The organism is Ideonella sp. BN130291 (genome assembly GCF_036231905.1).
Classification (GTDB): Bacteria; Pseudomonadota; Gammaproteobacteria; order Burkholderiales; family Burkholderiaceae_C; genus CAMLIZ01.
In genome coordinates this window covers 187,808-204,315 of the sequence record NZ_JAZARE010000005.1, presented here as the reverse complement: position 1 = coordinate 204,315, position 16,508 = coordinate 187,808, and the positions used below count along the sequence as shown (strand labels likewise).

17 protein-coding genes are annotated in these 16,508 nt (G+C 68.0%); 11 read left to right on the top strand and 6 right to left on the bottom strand.

The annotated features are described in order from the left end of the window. Window positions 1-114: 114 nt before the first annotated feature. From VPH43_RS12510 to VPH43_RS12500, 3 genes are read right to left on the bottom strand one after another with little or no spacing between them, the layout of a single operon-like run. Entirely contained in the window at window positions 115-1,539 is a 1,425-nt protein-coding gene (locus VPH43_RS12510) for an HlyD family type I secretion periplasmic adaptor subunit (protein ID WP_328578036.1), read from the bottom strand. Next, the gene (locus tag VPH43_RS12505) at window positions 1,536-3,773 is read right to left on the bottom strand and encodes a type I secretion system permease/ATPase (protein ID WP_328578035.1); all 2,238 of its coding nucleotides are present in this window, start codon (window positions 3,771-3,773) and stop codon (window positions 1,536-1,538) included. Before VPH43_RS12505 ends, VPH43_RS12510 begins: the two co-directional genes overlap by 4 nt. A 7-nt stretch (window positions 3,774-3,780) precedes the next feature. Beyond that, window positions 3,781-4,329: an NUDIX hydrolase gene (locus VPH43_RS12500; RefSeq protein WP_328578034.1), complete on the bottom strand. Its 549-nt coding sequence runs from the start codon at window positions 4,327-4,329 to the stop codon at window positions 3,781-3,783. Window positions 4,330-4,405: 76 nt separating this feature from the next. On the opposite strand from VPH43_RS12500, the gene VPH43_RS12495 reads away from it, so the two are divergent. Further along, window positions 4,406-5,098: a fumarylacetoacetate hydrolase family protein gene (locus tag VPH43_RS12495; RefSeq protein ID WP_328578033.1), complete on the top strand. Its 693-nt coding sequence runs from the start codon at window positions 4,406-4,408 to the stop codon at window positions 5,096-5,098. Here the strand turns inward: VPH43_RS12495 and VPH43_RS12490 are convergent. Beyond that, window positions 4,999-5,616 carry a chorismate--pyruvate lyase family protein gene (locus tag VPH43_RS12490; protein WP_328578032.1) on the bottom strand — a complete coding sequence of 206 codons (618 nt, stop codon included), beginning with the start codon at window positions 5,614-5,616 and terminating at the stop codon, window positions 4,999-5,001. The genes VPH43_RS12495 and VPH43_RS12490 overlap by 100 nt on opposite strands. A gap of 46 nt (window positions 5,617-5,662) precedes the next feature. Between VPH43_RS12490 and maiA the strand changes: the two genes are divergently transcribed. Next, a complete protein-coding gene (gene maiA, locus VPH43_RS12485; RefSeq protein WP_328578031.1) occupies window positions 5,663-6,298 on the top strand; it encodes a maleylacetoacetate isomerase in 636 nt (211 codons plus the stop codon). Next, window positions 6,298-7,068 (top strand): peptidoglycan editing factor PgeF, encoded by a 771-nt coding sequence (gene pgeF / locus VPH43_RS12480; protein WP_328578030.1) that lies wholly within the window; start codon window positions 6,298-6,300, stop codon window positions 7,066-7,068. Before maiA ends, pgeF begins: the two co-directional genes overlap by 1 nt. Here the strand turns inward: pgeF and VPH43_RS12475 are convergent. After that, the gene (locus tag VPH43_RS12475) at window positions 7,006-7,281 is read right to left on the bottom strand and encodes a hypothetical protein (RefSeq protein ID WP_442909278.1); all 276 of its coding nucleotides are present in this window, start codon (window positions 7,279-7,281) and stop codon (window positions 7,006-7,008) included. The genes pgeF and VPH43_RS12475 overlap by 63 nt on opposite strands. A 218-nt stretch (window positions 7,282-7,499) precedes the next feature. Between VPH43_RS12475 and phaC the strand changes: the two genes are divergently transcribed. The 3 genes from phaC to phbB all read left to right on the top strand — a co-directional run bounded on the left by phaC (window position 7,500) and on the right by phbB (window position 11,249). Beyond that, a complete protein-coding gene (phaC, locus tag VPH43_RS12470) occupies window positions 7,500-9,119 on the top strand; it encodes a class I poly(R)-hydroxyalkanoic acid synthase (RefSeq protein WP_328578253.1) in 1,620 nt (539 codons plus the stop codon). A gap of 19 nt (window positions 9,120-9,138) precedes the next feature. After that, the gene (locus tag VPH43_RS12465; protein WP_328578029.1) at window positions 9,139-10,320 is read left to right on the top strand and encodes an acetyl-CoA C-acetyltransferase; all 1,182 of its coding nucleotides are present in this window, start codon (window positions 9,139-9,141) and stop codon (window positions 10,318-10,320) included. Window positions 10,321-10,511: 191 nt separating this feature from the next. Then, a complete protein-coding gene (gene phbB / locus VPH43_RS12460; protein WP_328578028.1) occupies window positions 10,512-11,249 on the top strand; it encodes an acetoacetyl-CoA reductase in 738 nt (245 codons plus the stop codon). 113 nt (window positions 11,250-11,362) lie between these two features. Here the strand turns inward: phbB and VPH43_RS12455 are convergent, their stop codons facing one another. Beyond that, complete coding sequence (locus VPH43_RS12455) at window positions 11,363-11,830, bottom strand: Lrp/AsnC family transcriptional regulator (protein WP_328578027.1); 468 nt, start codon at window positions 11,828-11,830, stop codon at window positions 11,363-11,365. Window positions 11,831-11,989: 159 nt separating this feature from the next. Here VPH43_RS12455 and rocD point away from each other — a divergent pair, with 159 nt between their 5' ends. The 5 genes from rocD (at window position 11,990) to VPH43_RS12430 (ending at window position 16,483) form a co-directional block, all read left to right on the top strand. Then, complete coding sequence (gene rocD / locus VPH43_RS12450) at window positions 11,990-13,240, top strand: ornithine--oxo-acid transaminase (RefSeq protein ID WP_328578026.1); 1,251 nt, start codon at window positions 11,990-11,992, stop codon at window positions 13,238-13,240. An 18-nt stretch (window positions 13,241-13,258) separates the two neighbouring features. Next, window positions 13,259-13,861 (top strand): MarC family protein, encoded by a 603-nt coding sequence (locus tag VPH43_RS12445; protein ID WP_328578025.1) that lies wholly within the window; start codon window positions 13,259-13,261, stop codon window positions 13,859-13,861. 114 nt (window positions 13,862-13,975) lie between these two features. Beyond that, on the top strand, window positions 13,976-14,752 hold the full coding sequence (locus VPH43_RS12440; RefSeq protein ID WP_328578024.1) for an ABC transporter substrate-binding protein: 777 nt from the start codon (window positions 13,976-13,978) through the stop codon (window positions 14,750-14,752). A 124-nt stretch (window positions 14,753-14,876) separates the two neighbouring features. After that, window positions 14,877-15,665: an amino acid ABC transporter permease gene (locus VPH43_RS12435; protein ID WP_328578023.1), complete on the top strand. Its 789-nt coding sequence runs from the start codon at window positions 14,877-14,879 to the stop codon at window positions 15,663-15,665. A gap of 92 nt (window positions 15,666-15,757) precedes the next feature. Beyond that, window positions 15,758-16,483 carry an amino acid ABC transporter ATP-binding protein gene (locus tag VPH43_RS12430; RefSeq protein ID WP_328578022.1) on the top strand — a complete coding sequence of 242 codons (726 nt, stop codon included), beginning with the start codon at window positions 15,758-15,760 and terminating at the stop codon, window positions 16,481-16,483. The last annotated feature ends 25 nt before the right edge of the window (window positions 16,484-16,508 follow it).

The following is a 16,508-nucleotide window of genomic DNA, read 5'->3' as shown; positions in this document are numbered from 1 at the left end:
CGGTTTGTGAGAATTTGATACAACCGGAGACAAGCCCTGCGGGCGCGCCATCCGGCGCGGGCAGGGCAAGGTCGCTTTGGAGCGGGACGGCGGGAAAAGTTCAGCGGCCGCGGTTCAACGTTCGCGCAGCGCGTACGCCTTGCCCTTGAGCAGGGGCTTGAGCAGGTAGGACAGCACCGTCTTGTTGCCGGTGAGGATGTCCACCTCGGCCGTCATGCCGGGGATGACCGGCAGCTTTTCGCCGAAGTTGGCCTGGTGGGTGCGCACCCGCACCAGGTAGAACGCGTTGCCGCGCTCGTCGATCGTGGTGTCCGGGCTGATGTTTTCCACCGTGGCGTCCAGGCCGCCGTAGATGGAGAAGTCGTAGGCGGTGAACTTCACCGTCGCGTTCTGGCCCGGCCGGATGAAACCGATGTCCTTGGGCGCCACCCGCGCCTCCAGGATCAGCGCATCGTCCAGCGGCACGATCTCCACGATGTCCTTGCCCGGCTGCACCACGCCGCCCACGGTGTTGGCCAGCAGCCGCTGCACCCGCCCGCGCACCGGGGAGCGCACTTGGGCCTTGTCCACCCGGTCGGCCAGCGCCACCGCGCCCTGGTTCAGCGCGTTCAGCTTGCCGGTCACTTCGGCCAGGTCGCGCCGGGCCTCGTTGCGGAAGGTGAGCTCGGTTTCTTCGGTCTTGCGCTCAGCCTCGCCGATGGCCGCCTGCACCCGTGCGATCTGGGCGGCCGCCTGTTCCGCCTCGCCGCGGCTGCGGGCGACGTCGCGCTCCAGGCGCAGGATGTCCACTTCCGACACCGCGCCGGTGGCCAGCAGCGGCCGTGTCTTGGCGAGCTCCTGCTGGCCCAGGTCCAGGCTGCGCTCGGCCGACGCCTTGCGGGCGCGCATCTCGGTCAGCTCCTGCTGGCGCTGCGCCAGCTGCTGGCGGTTGATCTGCAGCATGGTGTTCAGCTCCGACACCTTGGCCTGGTACAGCCGCAGTTCCTCGCCCACGGTGCGCTGCTCCTCGGCATCGCGAGCGGTGGGCGGCTCGAACCTGGTGCCCTGCGCCAGCGCCCGCAGCCGGGCCTGCCGCGCCTGCAGCGCAAACCCGGTGGCCGCGCTTTCGCGCACGCCGGAAGTGGCCCGGGTTTCGTCGATGCGCAGCAGCAGCTGGCCCTTGTCCACCACCTGGCCTTCCTTCACCAGGATCTCGGCCACCACCCCGCCGTCCAGCGCCTGCAGCACCTGCAGCTGGCGCGACGGGATCACGCGGCCTTCACCACGGGTGACTTCGTCCACGTGCGCAAAAGCGGCCCACAGCAACAGCAGCAGCAGGACCATCACGGCCGAGCGCACGATCTTCTGGGCCCGGCGCGTGCGGTTGCGCGACATCAGCTCGTCGGCCTCCTGCTCGAAAGGGCGCAGCCCGCCAGCGGCGGCATCGCCATCGGACAAGGGTGGCCCGAACAGACGAGTCGTCAGTGGCTCCAGGTGGATGCGCACGCGTTCGAGCCCGGCAAGCAGGGTGCGGCCGGCATGCAGCAGGCGCTCGTTCATTGCGCCCTCGCGATGCGGCCGCTCTGCAGCGCTTCCATGATGCGGTCGCGCGGGCCATCGGCCACGATCTTGCCGCCGTCCACCACGATGGCGCGGTTCACCAGCGACAGCAGCGAAGTGCGGTGCGTCACCAGCACCAGCGTCTTCTGGTGTGCAAAGGCGCCCAGCCGGGCGGTCACCTGGGCTTCGGTGGAGAAGTCCATCGCGCTGGTCGGTTCGTCCAGCAGCAGGATGGGCGCGTTGTGCAGCACCGCGCGGGCAATGCCCACGCCCTGGCGCTGCCCGCCGGAGAGCAGCTCGCCACGTTCGCCCACCGGCATGTCAAAACCGCGCGGATGCCGGTTCACGAACTCCGCCAGGCCCGCGGTTTCCGCCGCCTGCACCACCGCCGAGTCGTCGGCATAGGGCAGCCCGAAGGTGATGTTGTCGCGCAGCGAGCCGTAGAACAGCATCACGTCCTGCGACACCGAGGCCACGTTGCGCCTCACGTCGGCCGGGTCGAGCTGGCGCACGTCGATGCCGTCGAGCAGCACCGCGCCGCCGGTGGGCTGGTACAGGCCCATCATCAGCCGCTGCATGGTGGACTTGCCCGAGCCCACGCGGCCGATCAGCGCCACGCGCTCGCCCGCGGCGATCTTGAAGCTCACGCCATCCAGCGCCGGGTCGTCGCGCCCAGGGTAGGCAAAACGCACGTTGCGGAACTCGATGTCGCCTTTGAGCTCGCGCCGCTGGATGAAGGGGCTGCCGCCTTCGGCGCTGCTGGGCCGCTCCACCGGCTTGTCCATCAGCTTGTTCAGCGATTCGAGCGCGGTGCGCGCGCCCTGGTATTGCATCAGCAGGCCCACAATCTGGCTCGCCGGCGACAGCGCCCGCCCGGCCAGCATGCCCGCCGCGATCAGCGCGCCCATGGTCAGCTCGCGCTGCGAGATCAGGTACACGCCGATGATCACGGTGCACACCGTCACCATCTGCGTGAGCCAGTTGGTCGCATACATGGCGCCGGAGGACAGCCCCCGCATGCGCACGTTCACGCTGGCGAGAAAGCGGTTCGCCCGCTCCCAGCGCGCCTGGATCACGCCCTCGGCGCCCTGCGTCTTGATGGTCTCGATGCCGGTCAGGCTCTCGATCAGCGTGGCGTTGCGCTGGGCCGACGCCTTGTAGGTGGTTTCGGCCAGCGCATGCAGCCGGTGCTGCAGCACGTAGCCCACCACCAGGATCAGCGCGAACGCGATCACCACCGGCGCCACCAGCCACATCGAGATCCAGCCCATCGCGATGACGAACAGCAGCGCGAAGGGCAGGTCGATCAGCGCGGTGACCGTGCTGCTGGCGATGAAATCGCGCACCTGCTCGAAGCCGCGCAGGTTGGAGGCGAACGAGCCCACCGACTCCGGCCGATGCTCCAGCCGCATGCCGAGCACCCGCTCCATCAGCTTGGCCGAGATCTGCACGTCCACCCGCGCGCTCGCTTCGTCCACAAAATGGCTGCGGAGGTTGCGCATGAACAGGTCGGCGCACAGCACCAGCACCACGCCGATGGCCAGGGCCCACAAGGTCTCCACCGCGTTGTTGGGCACCACCCGGTCGTACACGTTCATCGAGAACATCGGGAAGGCGAGTGCGAACAGGTTCACCAGCGCGGCCGCCCACAGCACATCGCGGTACACGAAGCGCTGCTCCAGCAGGGCGCTCCAGAACCAGTGGCCGCTGCGATGGGCCCGCACGTCGGGCGTGCGGTCGTCGAAGCGGAAGTGCGGCCGCACCGAGAGCACCACGCCGCTGTAGCGGGCGGCGAGCTCTTCTCTCGTCAGAGGCACCGAGCCCTGGCCGGTTTCGGGCAGCAGCACGCGCGCGGGCTCCTCGCCCTGCGCCAGGCTCAGCAGCACGCAGGCCTTGTTGTCCGCCAGCACCAGGATGGCGGGCAGGCTGGCCGGGTCGATCTGCTCCAGCGGCAGGCGCAGCAGCCGGGTGGCCATGCCGGCGCGCGAGGCGGCGCGCTCGGCCAGCTCCAGCGTGAGGCGCCCGCCCACCAGCGGCAAGCCGGCCGACAGCGACGCGCGCGAGGCGTTCTGGCCATGCAGCCGGCACACCTCCACCAGGCAGTCCAGCAGCGGGTCAGGGTGCAGCAGGTCTTCGCGCAGGCGCGAGGTGATGGGGGCCGGCGTGGCGGCAGCAGCGGTGGCAGGAGCGGGGGGGGCGGCAGCCTGGGTCGATGGTGCGGGCGTCTCGCTCATACGGCGGTCAGGCGATGTCGGCGGTGTGCACGCCGAACCGGCCGCTGCGCCGGTCCTCGAAGTAGCGCAGCAGGGTTTCCCGGGTGGTCTTGAAGGCGATCTCTTCCCAGGGGATCTGCGCTTCGGTGAACAGCTGCGCCTCGATGGTTTCCGGCCCGGGCGCGAACTCGGTGCTGCGCAGCCGCGCGAGGTAGAACAGGTGCACCTGGCCGACCCGCACCACATTCAGCAGCGTGAAGAGCGCGCCCATCTCCACATCGGCGCCGGCCTCCTCGACGGTTTCGCGCAGTGCGCCTTCGGCGGTGCTTTCGCCCAGCTCCATGAAACCGGCGGGCAGTGTCCACAGGCCGCGCCGCGGCTCGATGTTGCGCCGGCACAGCAGCACCTGGTCCTGCCAGAACGGCACGGTGCCCACCACGTTCAGCGGGTTCTCGTAATGGATGGCGTGGCAGTCGCTGCACACGGCGCGTTCGCGGTTGTCGTCGGCGGGCACCTGGTAGTGCACGCTGCCGCCGCAGGCCTTGCAATGCTTGATGCTGCGCGCTTGGAAAAGCATGGCGGGCAGTGTACTAGCGGGGTGTGCAGACGGCCCCGTGGCATCATGGAACGACCCCAACTGGAGAGCCTTGAGCATGACTTATGTCGTGAGTCCGCCAGCCATGCCTGGCGTCCCCGTGGCCGGCGGCGGAACCTTCCCAGTGCGCCGCATCTACTGCGTGGGCCGCAACTATGTGGAACACGCGATCGAGATGGGCCACACCGGCCGCGAGCCGCCGTTCTTCTTCCTCAAGCCGGCCGACAGCATCCTGCCGGTGGCCGAAGGCGAGGTCGGCGAGATGGCCTACCCCTCGCTCACCAAGAGCCTGCACCATGAGGTGGAGCTGGTGGTGGCCATCGGCCAGGGCGGCCGGGACATTCCGGTCGACCAGGCGATGGCCCATGTGTGGGGCTATGCGGTCGGCCTGGACATGACGCGGCGCGACCTGCAGAACGAGATGAAGAAGCAGGGCCGGCCCTGGGACATCGGCAAGGGTTTCGACCAGGCCGCGCCCATCGGCGCATTGAAGCCGGCGGCGCAGTGCCAGGTCGGCGCCGACACCCGCATCGCGCTGCGCGTCAACGGCGAGCCGCGCCAGGGCAGCGTAATCTGCAAGCTGATCTGGAGCCTGCCCGAGGTGATCTCCCACCTGTCGGCCGCCTGGGAGCTGCAGCCTGGCGACCTGATCTACAGCGGCACGCCGGAAGGCGTGGCCGCGGTACAGGCCGGCGACCTGCTGGAAGCGGAAGTGGACGGCTTGCCGCGGCTGGCCGTGCGCATCGTCTGAGGGCAGGGCCGTGAGCGCATGGCCGGGGCGAACACCTCGGTCACGCGCAGCGGCATGCCGGCCTTGCGGAACACCGAGTGGCGCGCGTGCGCCAAGGGCTGCGGCCACGCCTGCCCGGTGGCCGCGTGCCAGCCCTTGTCCAGCACCGCCCGCCACGGGCCGGCGGCCCCGATGCGCTGCGCCAGCAGCCGGCTGCGCGACACCTGCGGTGTGTCGAACAGCAATTGCGCCAGTGGCTTGGAGCCCAGCGAGCCCAAGCTTCGCCACGGCCCGTGCAGCGCGTGTGCCGGCGCCACGCTGCGCGCAAACACCAAGGGCAACCCGTCCACCCGCAGCACCACCTGGCGCACCACGCAGCGTGTGCTGTGCGGCAGCCCCATGCTGCGGGCCTCGCCCGGCAGCAGGGGCGCCACGCGTTGCGACACGCGTTGCACTTCGAATCGGGAGCCCAGTGTCTGCAGGTGCGCACTCAGCGAGCCGGTGCGTTGCAGCCACCGGCGCAATGCCAGGGCACTCATAGGGGCGCCGATGATAGCCACGCCCGCGGCTCCTACACTGGCCGCCATGCAGCTCTACAACTACTTCCGCTCCTCGGCCTCCTACCGGGTGCGCATCGCGCTGGCCTGCAAGGGCCTGGCCTACGACTACCTGCCGGTGCACCTGGCCAGGAACGAGCAGTTCAACGAGTCCTACCAGGCGGTGTCGGCGTCGCGCCTGGTGCCGCTGTTGCGCGACGGGGAGCACACGCTCACGCAGTCGCTGGCCATCATCGAGTACCTGGAGGAAACGCATCCCGAGCCGCCGCTGCTGCCCAAGGAGCCGGCCGCCCGTGCGCGGGTGAGGGCGCTGGCGCTGGACATCGCCTGCGAGATCCATCCGCTGGACAACCTGCGCGTGCTGCGCTACCTGGTGCAGTCGCTCAAGGTGAGTGAGGACGACAAGAACCGCTGGTACCGGCACTGGGTGGAAACCGGCCTGGAAGTGGTGGAGCGGCAGCTGGCGGCCCAGCCCGGGCGGTATTGCCATGGCGACACGCCCACGCTGGCCGACTGCGTGCTGGTGCCGCAGATCTTCAATGCCCAGCGTTTCGACTGCCGGCTGGATCACGTGCCGAACGTGATGCGGGTGTTCGAGGCCTGCATGCAACTGCCCGCCTTCGACGAAACCCAGCCGTCCAAGTGCCCGGACGCCACCGCCTGATGGACGCTGACTGGCTGCAGCCCCAGTGGGACGCGCCGGCCGCCGTGGGCGCGGTGATGAGCACACGCGCCGGCGGCGTGAGTGCCGGCCCGTTCGCCAGCATGAACCTGGGCGCCTATGTGGGCGACGAGGAGGTGGCAGTGCGCCACAACATGCAGCGCTTCGCCGACGTGACAGGCGCGCGACCGGTGTTCATGAAGCAGGTGCACGGCACGAGGGTGGTGAACCTCGACACGGTCGAACCTGGTGCACCGGTGATCGAAGCCGATGCGAGCGTGACCAGCTGGCCGGGCGTGGCCTGCACCGTCACGGTGGCCGATTGCCTGCCGGTCCTGTTCGCTGCAACCAATGGCCGTGCGGTCGGTGCCGCGCATGCAGGCTGGCGCGGCCTGGCGGGCGGGGTGTTGGAGCAGACGCTGGCGGCCGTGTGCCAGGCGGCCGGCTGCTCGCCGCAGGAGGTGGTCGCGTGGCTGGGTGCCTGCATCGGCCCGCGCGCGTTCGAGGTGGGGGCCGACGTGCTCACGGCCTTCGACCAGTCGCCCGACGAGCCCGATCCGGCGCGGTTCACCGCGCGTTGCGGGGCGGACGGCACACCACGCTGGCTGGCGAACCTGCCGCAGCTGGCACGCGACAAGCTCACCGCGGCCGGCGTGCAGCAGGTGTCCGGGGGTGGCTGGTGCACCGTGGAAGACCCGGCGCGCTTCTATTCATTCCGGCGCGACCGCGTCACCGGGCGCATGGCGGCCGCCGTCTGGCTGCGCGGCGGCTGAAGCCGCCTCTGCAGCCTCGGCCGCACGCCGGCGCCGCCGCCGTGCCGGTGTGGCCAGCAGGTACATCACGATCGACAGGGGCAGCGCGCCATAGAGCACAAAGGTGACCAAGGCGCCCAGCAGCGTGCCGGACGGCGAGATCGCCTCGGCGACCGCCATCATCACCACCACGTACATCCAGCCGATGCCCACCAGCAGCAACACCGGGCTCATGTCTTGCCCTTCAGTGGGCTTACGTAGTTTCGCGTAATGAAATTTGATGTCATGATGCGGTAAGATCGCGCGGCTAGAAAGGCGGCTTTGCGACCGCCACAATCGGCTGACGCACTGCAGGAGACATGCCTTTGAAAGCCAAGCCTATCGCTTCCCTGGATGACGCGGGCGCGCATGCGCAGGCCTTCGGCGCCGCCGTGGGGGACATCGTGAAGTCCATGTCCGGCTTGAACGTCTCGTTCGATGCCTTGTCGCGGCTGCAGAGCGACTATCTCCAGCAGGCCAGCACCTTGTGGAACGACACGGTCGAGCGCCTCAGTACCAAGGCGGCCGAAGACGTGCCCAAGCTGGCCGACCGCCGCTTTGCCGCCACCGAGTGGGCGAGCAACCCGGCCACCGCCTACATGGCGCAGATGTACCTGCTCAACGCCCGCACGCTGATGCAGCTGGCCGATTCGATCCAGGGCGACGAAAAGACCAAGGCCCGCATCCGCTTCGCGGTGCAGCAGTGGGTGGACGCCGCCAGCCCCAGCAACTACCTGGCACTCAACCCCGAAGCGCAGCGACGCGCGCTGGAGACCGGCGGTGAAAGCATCGCGCAGGGCCTGCAGCACCTGCTGCATGACATCCAGCAGGGGCATCTCTCGCAGACCGACGAAACTGTGTTCGAGGTGGGCCGCAACGTGGCCACGAGCGAAGGCGCGGTGGTGTTCGAGAACGAACTGTTCCAGCTGCTCGAATACAAGCCGCTCACGGCCAAGGTGCACGAACGGCCGATGCTGTTCGTGCCGCCGTGCATCAACAAGTTCTACATCCTCGACCTGCAGCCGGACAACTCGCTGATCCGCTACACGGTGTCGCAGGGCCATCGCACCTTCGTGATCAGCTGGCGCAACCCGGACGAAAGCCTGGCCGCCAAGACCTGGGACGATTACATCGAGGACGCGGTGCTGCAAGCCATCCGCGTGGTGCAGGAGATCACCGCTGCGGAGCAGATCAACACCCTGGGGTTCTGCGTGGGTGGCACCTTGCTGGCCTGTGCGCTGGCCGTGCTGGCCGCGCGCGGCGAACAACCCGCCGCCAGCCTCACGCTGCTGACCACCTTCCTCGACTTCAGCAACACCGGCGTGCTGGACCTGTTTGTCGACGAGGCCTCGGTGCAGCTGCGCGAGACCACCATCGGCCCGGATGCGCCCACCGGCCCCGGCATGCTCAACGGCAAGGAACTGGCGGCCACCTTCAGCTTCCTGCGCCCGAACGACCTGGTGTGGAACTACGTGGTGGGCAACTACCTCAAGGGCGAAACGCCGCCGCCGTTCGACCTGCTGTACTGGAACAGCGATTCCACCAACCTGCCCGGGCCCTGGTACTGCTGGTACCTGCGCAACATGTACCTGGAGAACAACCTCAAGGTGCCCGGCAAGCTCACCGTCTGCGGCGCGAAGGTGGACCTGGGCCGCATCAAGGCGCCGGCCTATGTGTATGCCTCGCGCGAGGACCACATCGTGCCTTGGGACGCGGCCTACCTGAACACCCAGGTGCTCAAGGGCAAGACGCGTTTCGTGCTGGGTGCCTCCGGCCACATCGCCGGCGTCATCAACCCGCCCGAGAAGAAAAAGCGCAGCCACTGGACCACCAAGGCCAGCGCCGCGCTGCCGCCCACGGCCGCCCAATGGTTTGCCAATGCGCAAGAAGCGCCCGGCAGTTGGTGGCCAGACTGGGCAGATTGGCTGAAGGCCCATGCCGGCAAGCAAATTGCTGCCCCCAAGACCTTCGGCAACAAGCGCTACAAAGCCATCGAACCCGCCCCCGGCCGCTACGTCAAAGCCAAGGCCTGACCCCCAAAGGAGACCCTCCATGACCACCGACATCGTCATCGTCGCAGCTGCCCGCACCGCGGTCGGCAAGTTCGGCGGCACGCTGGCCAAGACGCCCGCGTCCGAACTCGGCGCCATCGTGCTGCGCGAGCTGCTGCAGCGCGCCCGGCTGCAGCCCGACCAGGTGGACGAGGTAATCCTCGGCCAGGTGCTGCAGGCCGGCACCGGGCAGAACCCGGCGCGCCAGGCCGTCATCAAGGCCGGCCTGTCGCAGGCCACGCCTGCGATGACCATCAACAAGGTGTGCGGCTCCGGCCTCAAGGCCGTGATGCTGGCGGCGCAGGCCATCCGCGACGGCGATTCGCAGATCGTGATCGCCGGCGGTCAGGAAAGCATGAGCCTGTCGCCCCACGTGCTGCCGGGCTCGCGCGATGGCCAGCGCATGGGCGACTGGAAGCTCATCGACACCATGATCACCGACGGCCTGTGGGACGTGTACAACCAGTACCACATGGGCATCACGGCCGAGAACGTGGCCAAGAAGTACGGCGTCACGCGTGAACAGCAGGATGCGCTGGCGCTGGCGTCGCAGCAGAAAGCCGCCGCCGCGCAGGACGCGGGCCGCTTCAAGGACGAGATCGTCGGCGTGCAGATCCCGCAGAAGAAGGGCGACCCGCTGGTCTTCGATGCGGACGAGTTCATCAACCGCAAGACCAACGCTGAAGCGCTGGCCAGCCTGCGCCCCGCCTTCGACAAGGCGGGCAGCGTGACGGCCGGCAACGCGTCCGGCCTGAACGACGGCGCCGCCGGCGTGGTGGTGATGACGGCGGCGATGGCCGACAAGCTGGGCCTGAAGCCCCTGGGCCGCATCGCCTCCTACGCCAGCGCGGGCCTGGACCCGGCCTTCATGGGCATGGGCCCGGTGCCGGCCGCCAAGAAGGCGCTGGAGCGTGCCGGCTGGAAGCCGGCCGACCTGGACCTGCTGGAGATCAACGAAGCCTTTGCCGCCCAGGCCTGCGCGGTGCACAACGAGATGGGCTGGGACACCAGCAAGGTGAATGTCAACGGCGGTGCCATCGCCATCGGGCACCCGATCGGTGCATCCGGCTGCCGCATTCTGGTGACGCTGCTGCACGAAATGCAGCGCCGCAATGCGAAGAAGGGCATCGCCTCGCTGTGCATCGGCGGTGGCATGGGTGTTGCGCTCACGATCGAGCGCTGAACATCGGAAGGCGCGAGGCCGCCGCCGCGCCGGGCCGCCCCAAGCAAGGCGGCACCCCCTTCGGGGGGTGATTCGCCGTACCCGGCGAAGCGGGGGCGACATGCAGGGAGAACCCCCGCTTGACCCGATGCGGCAAGCGGGCCACCCTGGGAACACAACAGGGCAATAACAACCCCAAGGAGAACACTCACATGGCTCAGAAGATTGCATACGTCACCGGCGGCATGGGCGGTATCGGCACCGCGATGTGCCAGCGCCTGCACAAGGACGGCTTCAAGGTGATCGCCGGCTGCGGCCCCAGCCGCGACTTCGACAAGTGGCTCAACGAGCAGAAGGCGCTCGGCTACACCTTCTACGTCTCGGTGGGCAACGTGGCGGAATGGGATTCCACCGTCGCAGCGTTCACCAAGGTGAAGGCGGAACACGGCCCGGTCGACGTGCTGGTCAACAACGCCGGCATCACGCGTGACGGCCTGTTCCGCAAGATGACCCGGGCCGACTGGGATGCGGTGATCAACACCAACCTCAACAGCATGTTCAATGTGACCAAGCAGGTCATCGACGACATGATGGACCGGGGCTGGGGCCGCATCATCAACATCAGCTCGGTCAATGGCGAGAAGGGCCAGTTCGGCCAGACCAACTACTCGGCGGCCAAGGCCGGCATGCACGGCTTCACGATGGCCCTGGCGCAGGAAGTGGCCAGCAAGGGTGTGACGGTGAACACGATCAGCCCGGGCTACATCGCGACCGACATGGTCAAGGCAATCCGCCAGGACGTGCTGGACAAGATCATCGCCACCATCCCCATCAAGCGGCTGGGTACGCCGGAGGAGATCGCTTCCATGGTGTCGTGGCTGGCGAGCGACGAGTCCGGATTCACGACCGGCGCGGACATGTCCTGCAACGGCGGGCTCCACATGGGCTAGAGGCCCATGTGGAGCCCTGCGGGCGAACGTTTGGCTCCCCCGGGCCCCCTCCGGGAGGGGGTTCCAGCTTGAAGGACGAAAGGGCACCGATGGTGCCCTTTTTCATGCGTCGGTCAGAGCGCTGTCGGTAGCGCCGAGGGCGGCTTCACTTCTTCCATGCAGATCATGGAGCGCACGTCGGCCACGCCGGGGATCTGCATCAGGCGGTCGGTGAGAAACTGGGACAGGGACTTCAGGTCCTTGGCCACCACCTTCAGCAGGTAGTCGTAGTCGCCCGACACGGTGTGGCACTCCAGGATCTGCGGGAAGTCGCGGATGTGGCTCTCGATGCTGCGCACCTGGTCGAACTTGCCGCCGTCGATGTTCAGGCTCACGAAAGCGGTGACCCCCAGCCCCAGCGCCTCGGGCGCCACCCTGGCGGTGTAGCCGCGGATCACCCTGCGTTCCTCCAGCGCGCGCACCCGGCGGAAGCATTGCGGTGCCGAGAGGTGCACCTCGGCGGCCAGCTCCACGTTGGACGCACGGCCATCATCCTGCAGTGCCTTAAGAATCTTGCGGTCAATCGTGTCCAACGCATCCATGAAAACAGGCCGTGACAGTTTGGTGCACGAATCTTGTCATGACCCGCTGCGTCGGCGCAACAAATAGAAAGCATCTTGCGTTGCCGCGCGGTTAGAGTCACGGTTTCGATTTCGAGAGCCCGGCCGCACGTTCGAGCGGGGTCCGCCAGGAGACTTGCAATGACTGCCCGCCTTCCCCACGAGGCGACGCCCGACGAATCACCGATCGGGCTGGAGGCGCGCTATGGCGCCCGCAACTACGACCCGCTGCCGGTGGTGCTCACCCGCGGCGAAGGCGTTCAGCTGTGGGACGACGCCGGCCGCTGCTACCTCGACATGATGTCGGCCTACTCGGCGGTGAGCTTCGGCCACGGCCATCCGGTGCTGCTGCAGGCGCTCAACGAGCAGGCCCAGCGCCTGGCCATCACTTCGCGCGCCTTCCACACCGACAAGCTGGGCCCCTTCCTGCAGCGCCTGTGCCGCATGACCGGCATGGCGCGTGCGCTGCCGATGAACTCCGGCGCGGAAGCCGTGGAAACGGCGATCAAGGCCGCCCGCAAATGGGGCTATCGGATCAAGGGCGTGGCCGAGGGCAGGGCGCAGATCATCGTGGCGGAGAACAACTTCGCCGGCCGCACCACCACCATCGTCGGCTTCTCCACCGAAGCGCAGTACCGCGACGGCTTCGGCCCCTTTGCGCCCGGCTTCGTGCAGGTGCCTTTCGGCGATGCGGCCGCACTGGAAGCGGCGATCACGCCTGACACCTGCGCGGTGCTGATCGAGCCGATCCAGGGCGAGGCGGGCATCGTGGTGCCGCCACACGGTTACCTGAAGGCCGTGCGCGAGGCCTGTGATCGCCATAACGTGCTGATGATCTGCGACGAGATCCAGACCGGCCTGGGCCGCACCGGCGCCATGCTGGCCTGCGACCACGAAGGTGTGCGCCCTGATGGGCTGACGCTGGGCAAGGCGCTGGGCGGCGGGCTGCTGCCGGTGAGTGCCTTCCTGGCGCGTGACGACGTGATGGATCTCTTCACCCCCGGCGACCACGGCAGCACCTTCGGCGGCAACCCGCTGGCCGCCGCGGTGGGCGATGCCGCCCTGCAGCTGCTGGAACGTGAAGGCCTCGCCGAGCAGGCGCGCTGGACCGGCGAGCACCTGATGCTGCGGCTGAAGGCGATCGGCCATCCCGCGATCGTGGACCTGCGCGGCAAGGGCCTGCTCGTCGGCGTGGAGATCGACCCCGGCTTCGCCAGTGCCCGCAGCGTCTGCGTGGGCCTGATGAACGAAGGCGTGCTCACCAAGGACACGCATGGCACCGTGGTGCGCCTGGCACCGCCGCTCGTCGTGACGCTGGCCCAGCTGGACCAGGCGGTGGACGCGCTGGCCCGGGTCTTGCACCGCCTTGGCGCCAGCCGCGCGCCGGCATGACGGCCTGTTGCGCCATCGATGGCCCACAACTTCCTTTCAGCGTTCGTGCTGTTGCTGCTGGTGCTGGACCCGCTGGGCAGCCTGCCGATCTTCATCTCCGTGATGAAGGGCGTGGCACCCGAGCGCCGCACCATCGTGGCGGTGCGCGAGGTCGCGATTGCCTTCACGGTGCTGATCGCGTTCATGCTCAGCGGCCGTGGCTTCCTGCACCTGATGCGGCTGTCCGAGCGCTCGCTGGAAGTGGCCGGCGGGGTGATTCTGCTGATCATCGCCATCCGCATGATCTTCCAGTCGGGTGTGGAGGTGTATGCCGGCGACGGCAAGCCGCGCGAGCCCTTGATCTTTCCCCTGGCCGTGCCGTTGCTGGCCGGGCCCTCCGCCATGGCCACCGTGCTGCTGCTCGCGTCTCGCCAGCCCGACCGGCTGGTGGACTGGATAGGCGCACTCACCGCGGCCATGGGCGTGTCGGGCGCGGTGCTCATGGCCGCCGGCCGCATCCGCAAGCTGATCGGGCACTCCATGGTGTCGGCGATCGAAAAACTCATGGGCCTGGTGCTGACCGCCATCGCAGTGGAAATGGTTCTGGCCGGCCTGAAGCGCTACTTCTTCGGGGACAGCTGACCCATAATCCTGCACCCCATTTTCCCCCGTTCCCTGCTCCTGCCGGCGGAAGAGGCGGCATGAGCGACCACCCCAACTGTCATTCTTCGAAGTTCCTTTGAAAGGACTGTGTCCATGAAGCTGCTGAAGTCGATCTCCAAGAGCCTCACGCTCGCCCTGGCGGCCACCGCCCTGTGCCTGGGCGCGCAAGCGCGCACCTTCGACGAGGTCAAGAAGGACGGCAAGATCATCATCGCCACCGAGGGCCAGTTCGCGCCCTTCAACTACTTCCAGGGCGCCAAGCTGACCGGCTTCGAGGTGGAAGTGGCGGAGGCGGTGGCCGCCAAGATGGGCGTCAAGGTCGAGTGGAAGGCGCTCAGCTTCGATGCGCTGCTCACCGGCCTGCGTCAGGACCGCTGGGACATGGTGATCGCCTCCCACGGCATCACCGAAGAGCGCGCCAAGGCCGTCACATTCACCGAGCCGCACTACTGCTCGGGTGGCGTCATCGTGGCGAAGGACCCGGCCATCCACGCCGCGAAGGACCTCTCCGGCAAGGTGATCTCGGTGCAGACCGGCACCACCTACCTCGAAAACGTCAAGAAGGTCTCCAACGTGAAGGAGATCAAGAACTTCCCGCAGGACACCGACGCCCGTGCCGCGCTGGCCAGCGGCCGCGTCGATGCCTGGGTGACCGACCGCTTCGTGGCCAAGCAGGCGCTGGACGCCAACCCCGGCTCCGGCATGAAGATCGGCGACTTCCTGTTCATCGAGCGCATCGCGTCCGCAGTGGCCAAGGGCAACACCTCGCTGGCTGCCGAGGTGAACAAGGCGCTGGCCGCCATCCAGGCCGACGGCAGCTACGCCGCCATCTCGAAGAAGTGGTTCAACGAGGACATCCGCTGCAAGTGAGCGGCTGAGCTTCCTAGGTCCGACCGCCCCTGCCGCTTCAGGCGGGGGCCCTCCGGAGTCCGCACGCCAGCGTCAGCGTTGGCGCCTGGGTTTCGCCCCTTCCCGCCCTCCTGGACTTGCCACCATGCAACGTCTCTTGTCCCCCTGGCCGGCTCAATGGAGCCGCCAGCAGCGCAGCAGTGCCACGATGGTGTCGGCCAGCGTGCTGCTGCTGCTCATCCTGTGGCTGATCGCCACGCCCTTGTCGTGGGCGCCGCACCCGATCGGCAACAACGCGCAGCTGTTCGCCGAAGGCACCCGCGTCACGGTGCAGCTCACGCTGGTGTCCGGCGTGATAGGCGTGCTGCTCGGCGTGCTGGCCGCGCTGGGCAAGGTGTCGCGGGTGCCGCCGCTGCGCTGGATCGCCGGCGCCTATGTGTGGGTGATGCGCGGTACGCCGCTGCTGGTGCAGGTGCTGTTCGTGTACTTCGCGCTGCCGGAGATCCACCCGGTGCTGCGCATGGACGAGTTCACCGCCGCCTGCGTGGCGCTGGCGCTCAACGTCGGCGCCTACAACGCCGAGGCCATTCGCTCCGGCCTGCTCGCCGTGCCCAAGGGCCAGGTGGAAGCGGCGCGCTCGCTCGGCCTGAGCCGCTGGTACACGTTTGTCGACATCACCTTCCCGCAGGCCTTCAAGATCGCGCTGCCGCCGCTGGTGAACAACGTGGTGGCCTTGCTGAAGGATTCGTCGCTGGCCTTCACCATCGGCGTGGTGGAGCTCACCAACGCCGGCTCGCAGGTGAAGTCCACCTCGTTCCAGGCGGTGCCGGTTTTCATCGCCACCGCCATCATCTACCTCGTGCTCACCACCGTGATGACGCAGATCTCCGACGCCATCGAGCGCCGCTACGACATCGAAGGAAAACTGGCATGACGGTGCCCCCATCCGCCGGAGTACCGGCGTCCGCCCCCCAGGGGGGCTCCAGCCCGAGCTTGGGGCGGCCCGGCGCTCAGGCTGGTTCGCCATTGATCACGGTCGAGCGGGTCAACAAGCACTTCGGCCCGCACCATGTGCTGCGCGACGTGACCACGCATTTCAATGCGGGTGAAGTCACCGTGATCATCGGCGCTTCGGGCTCCGGCAAGAGCACCTTGCTGCGCATGCTCAACCGCCTGGAAACCTACGACAGCGGCCGCATCGTGGTCGACGGCATCGAGGTGAACGACGATGCCAAGCAGCTGGACAAGCTGCGTGCCGAGGTCGGCATGGTGTTCCAGCAGTTCAACCTGTTCCCGCACCTGAGCGTGCTGGAGAACGTGACCCTCGCGCCGCGCCGGGTGCGCAAGATGAAGCGCGAGGAGGCCGATGCCAAGGCGATGGAGCTGCTCGACCGCGTGGGCCTGAAGGCGCATGCCCACAAGCATCCGTTCGCGCTGTCGGGCGGCCAGCAGCAGCGCGTGGCCATTGCCCGCAGCCTGGCGATGCAGCCCCGCGTGATGCTGTTCGACGAGCCCACCTCCGCCCTGGACCCGGAGATGGTGAAGGAAGTGCTGGACGTGATGAAGCAGCTCGCCAAGAGCGGCATGACCATGCTGGTGGTCACCCACGAGATGGGCTTTGCCCGCGAGGTGGGCGACCGCATCCTGTTTGTCGACAAGGGCTGCATCGCCTACGACGCGCCGCCGGCACAGTTTTTCGATGCGCAGGACAACCCGCGCATCCGGGCCTTCCTCGGCCAGATCGTGCATTGACCCATTCAAACCCGCCCCTCGAACG

Excerpts from the sequence above, each read along its gene's own strand:
- VPH43_RS12445 (WP_328578025.1), top strand. The coding sequence starts at position 13,259 with ATGGCCCACAACTTCCTTTCAGCGTTCGTGCTGTTGCTGCTGGTGCTG.
- VPH43_RS12440 (WP_328578024.1), top strand. The coding sequence starts at position 13,976 with ATGAAGCTGCTGAAGTCGATCTCCAAGAGCCTCACGCTCGCCCTGGCG.
- VPH43_RS12435 (WP_328578023.1), top strand. The coding sequence starts at position 14,877 with ATGCAACGTCTCTTGTCCCCCTGGCCGGCTCAATGGAGCCGCCAGCAG.
- VPH43_RS12475 (WP_442909278.1), bottom strand. The coding sequence starts at position 7,281 with ATGAGCCCGGTGTTGCTGCTGGTGGGCATCGGCTGGATGTACGTGGTG.
- VPH43_RS12495 (WP_328578033.1), top strand. The coding sequence starts at position 4,406 with ATGACTTATGTCGTGAGTCCGCCAGCCATGCCTGGCGTCCCCGTGGCC.
- phbB (WP_328578028.1), top strand. The coding sequence starts at position 10,512 with ATGGCTCAGAAGATTGCATACGTCACCGGCGGCATGGGCGGTATCGGC.
- maiA (WP_328578031.1), top strand. The coding sequence starts at position 5,663 with ATGCAGCTCTACAACTACTTCCGCTCCTCGGCCTCCTACCGGGTGCGC.
- pgeF (WP_328578030.1), top strand. The coding sequence starts at position 6,298 with ATGGACGCTGACTGGCTGCAGCCCCAGTGGGACGCGCCGGCCGCCGTG.
- rocD (WP_328578026.1), top strand. The coding sequence starts at position 11,990 with ATGACTGCCCGCCTTCCCCACGAGGCGACGCCCGACGAATCACCGATC.
- VPH43_RS12465 (WP_328578029.1), top strand. The coding sequence starts at position 9,139 with ATGACCACCGACATCGTCATCGTCGCAGCTGCCCGCACCGCGGTCGGC.
- VPH43_RS12490 (WP_328578032.1), bottom strand. The coding sequence starts at position 5,616 with ATGAGTGCCCTGGCATTGCGCCGGTGGCTGCAACGCACCGGCTCGCTG.
- phaC (WP_328578253.1), top strand. The coding sequence starts at position 7,500 with ATGTCCGGCTTGAACGTCTCGTTCGATGCCTTGTCGCGGCTGCAGAGC.
- VPH43_RS12510 (WP_328578036.1), bottom strand. The coding sequence starts at position 1,539 with ATGAACGAGCGCCTGCTGCATGCCGGCCGCACCCTGCTTGCCGGGCTC.
- VPH43_RS12455 (WP_328578027.1), bottom strand. The coding sequence starts at position 11,830 with ATGGATGCGTTGGACACGATTGACCGCAAGATTCTTAAGGCACTGCAG.
- VPH43_RS12500 (WP_328578034.1), bottom strand. The coding sequence starts at position 4,329 with ATGCTTTTCCAAGCGCGCAGCATCAAGCATTGCAAGGCCTGCGGCGGC.
- VPH43_RS12505 (WP_328578035.1), bottom strand. The coding sequence starts at position 3,773 with ATGAGCGAGACGCCCGCACCATCGACCCAGGCTGCCGCCCCCCCCGCT.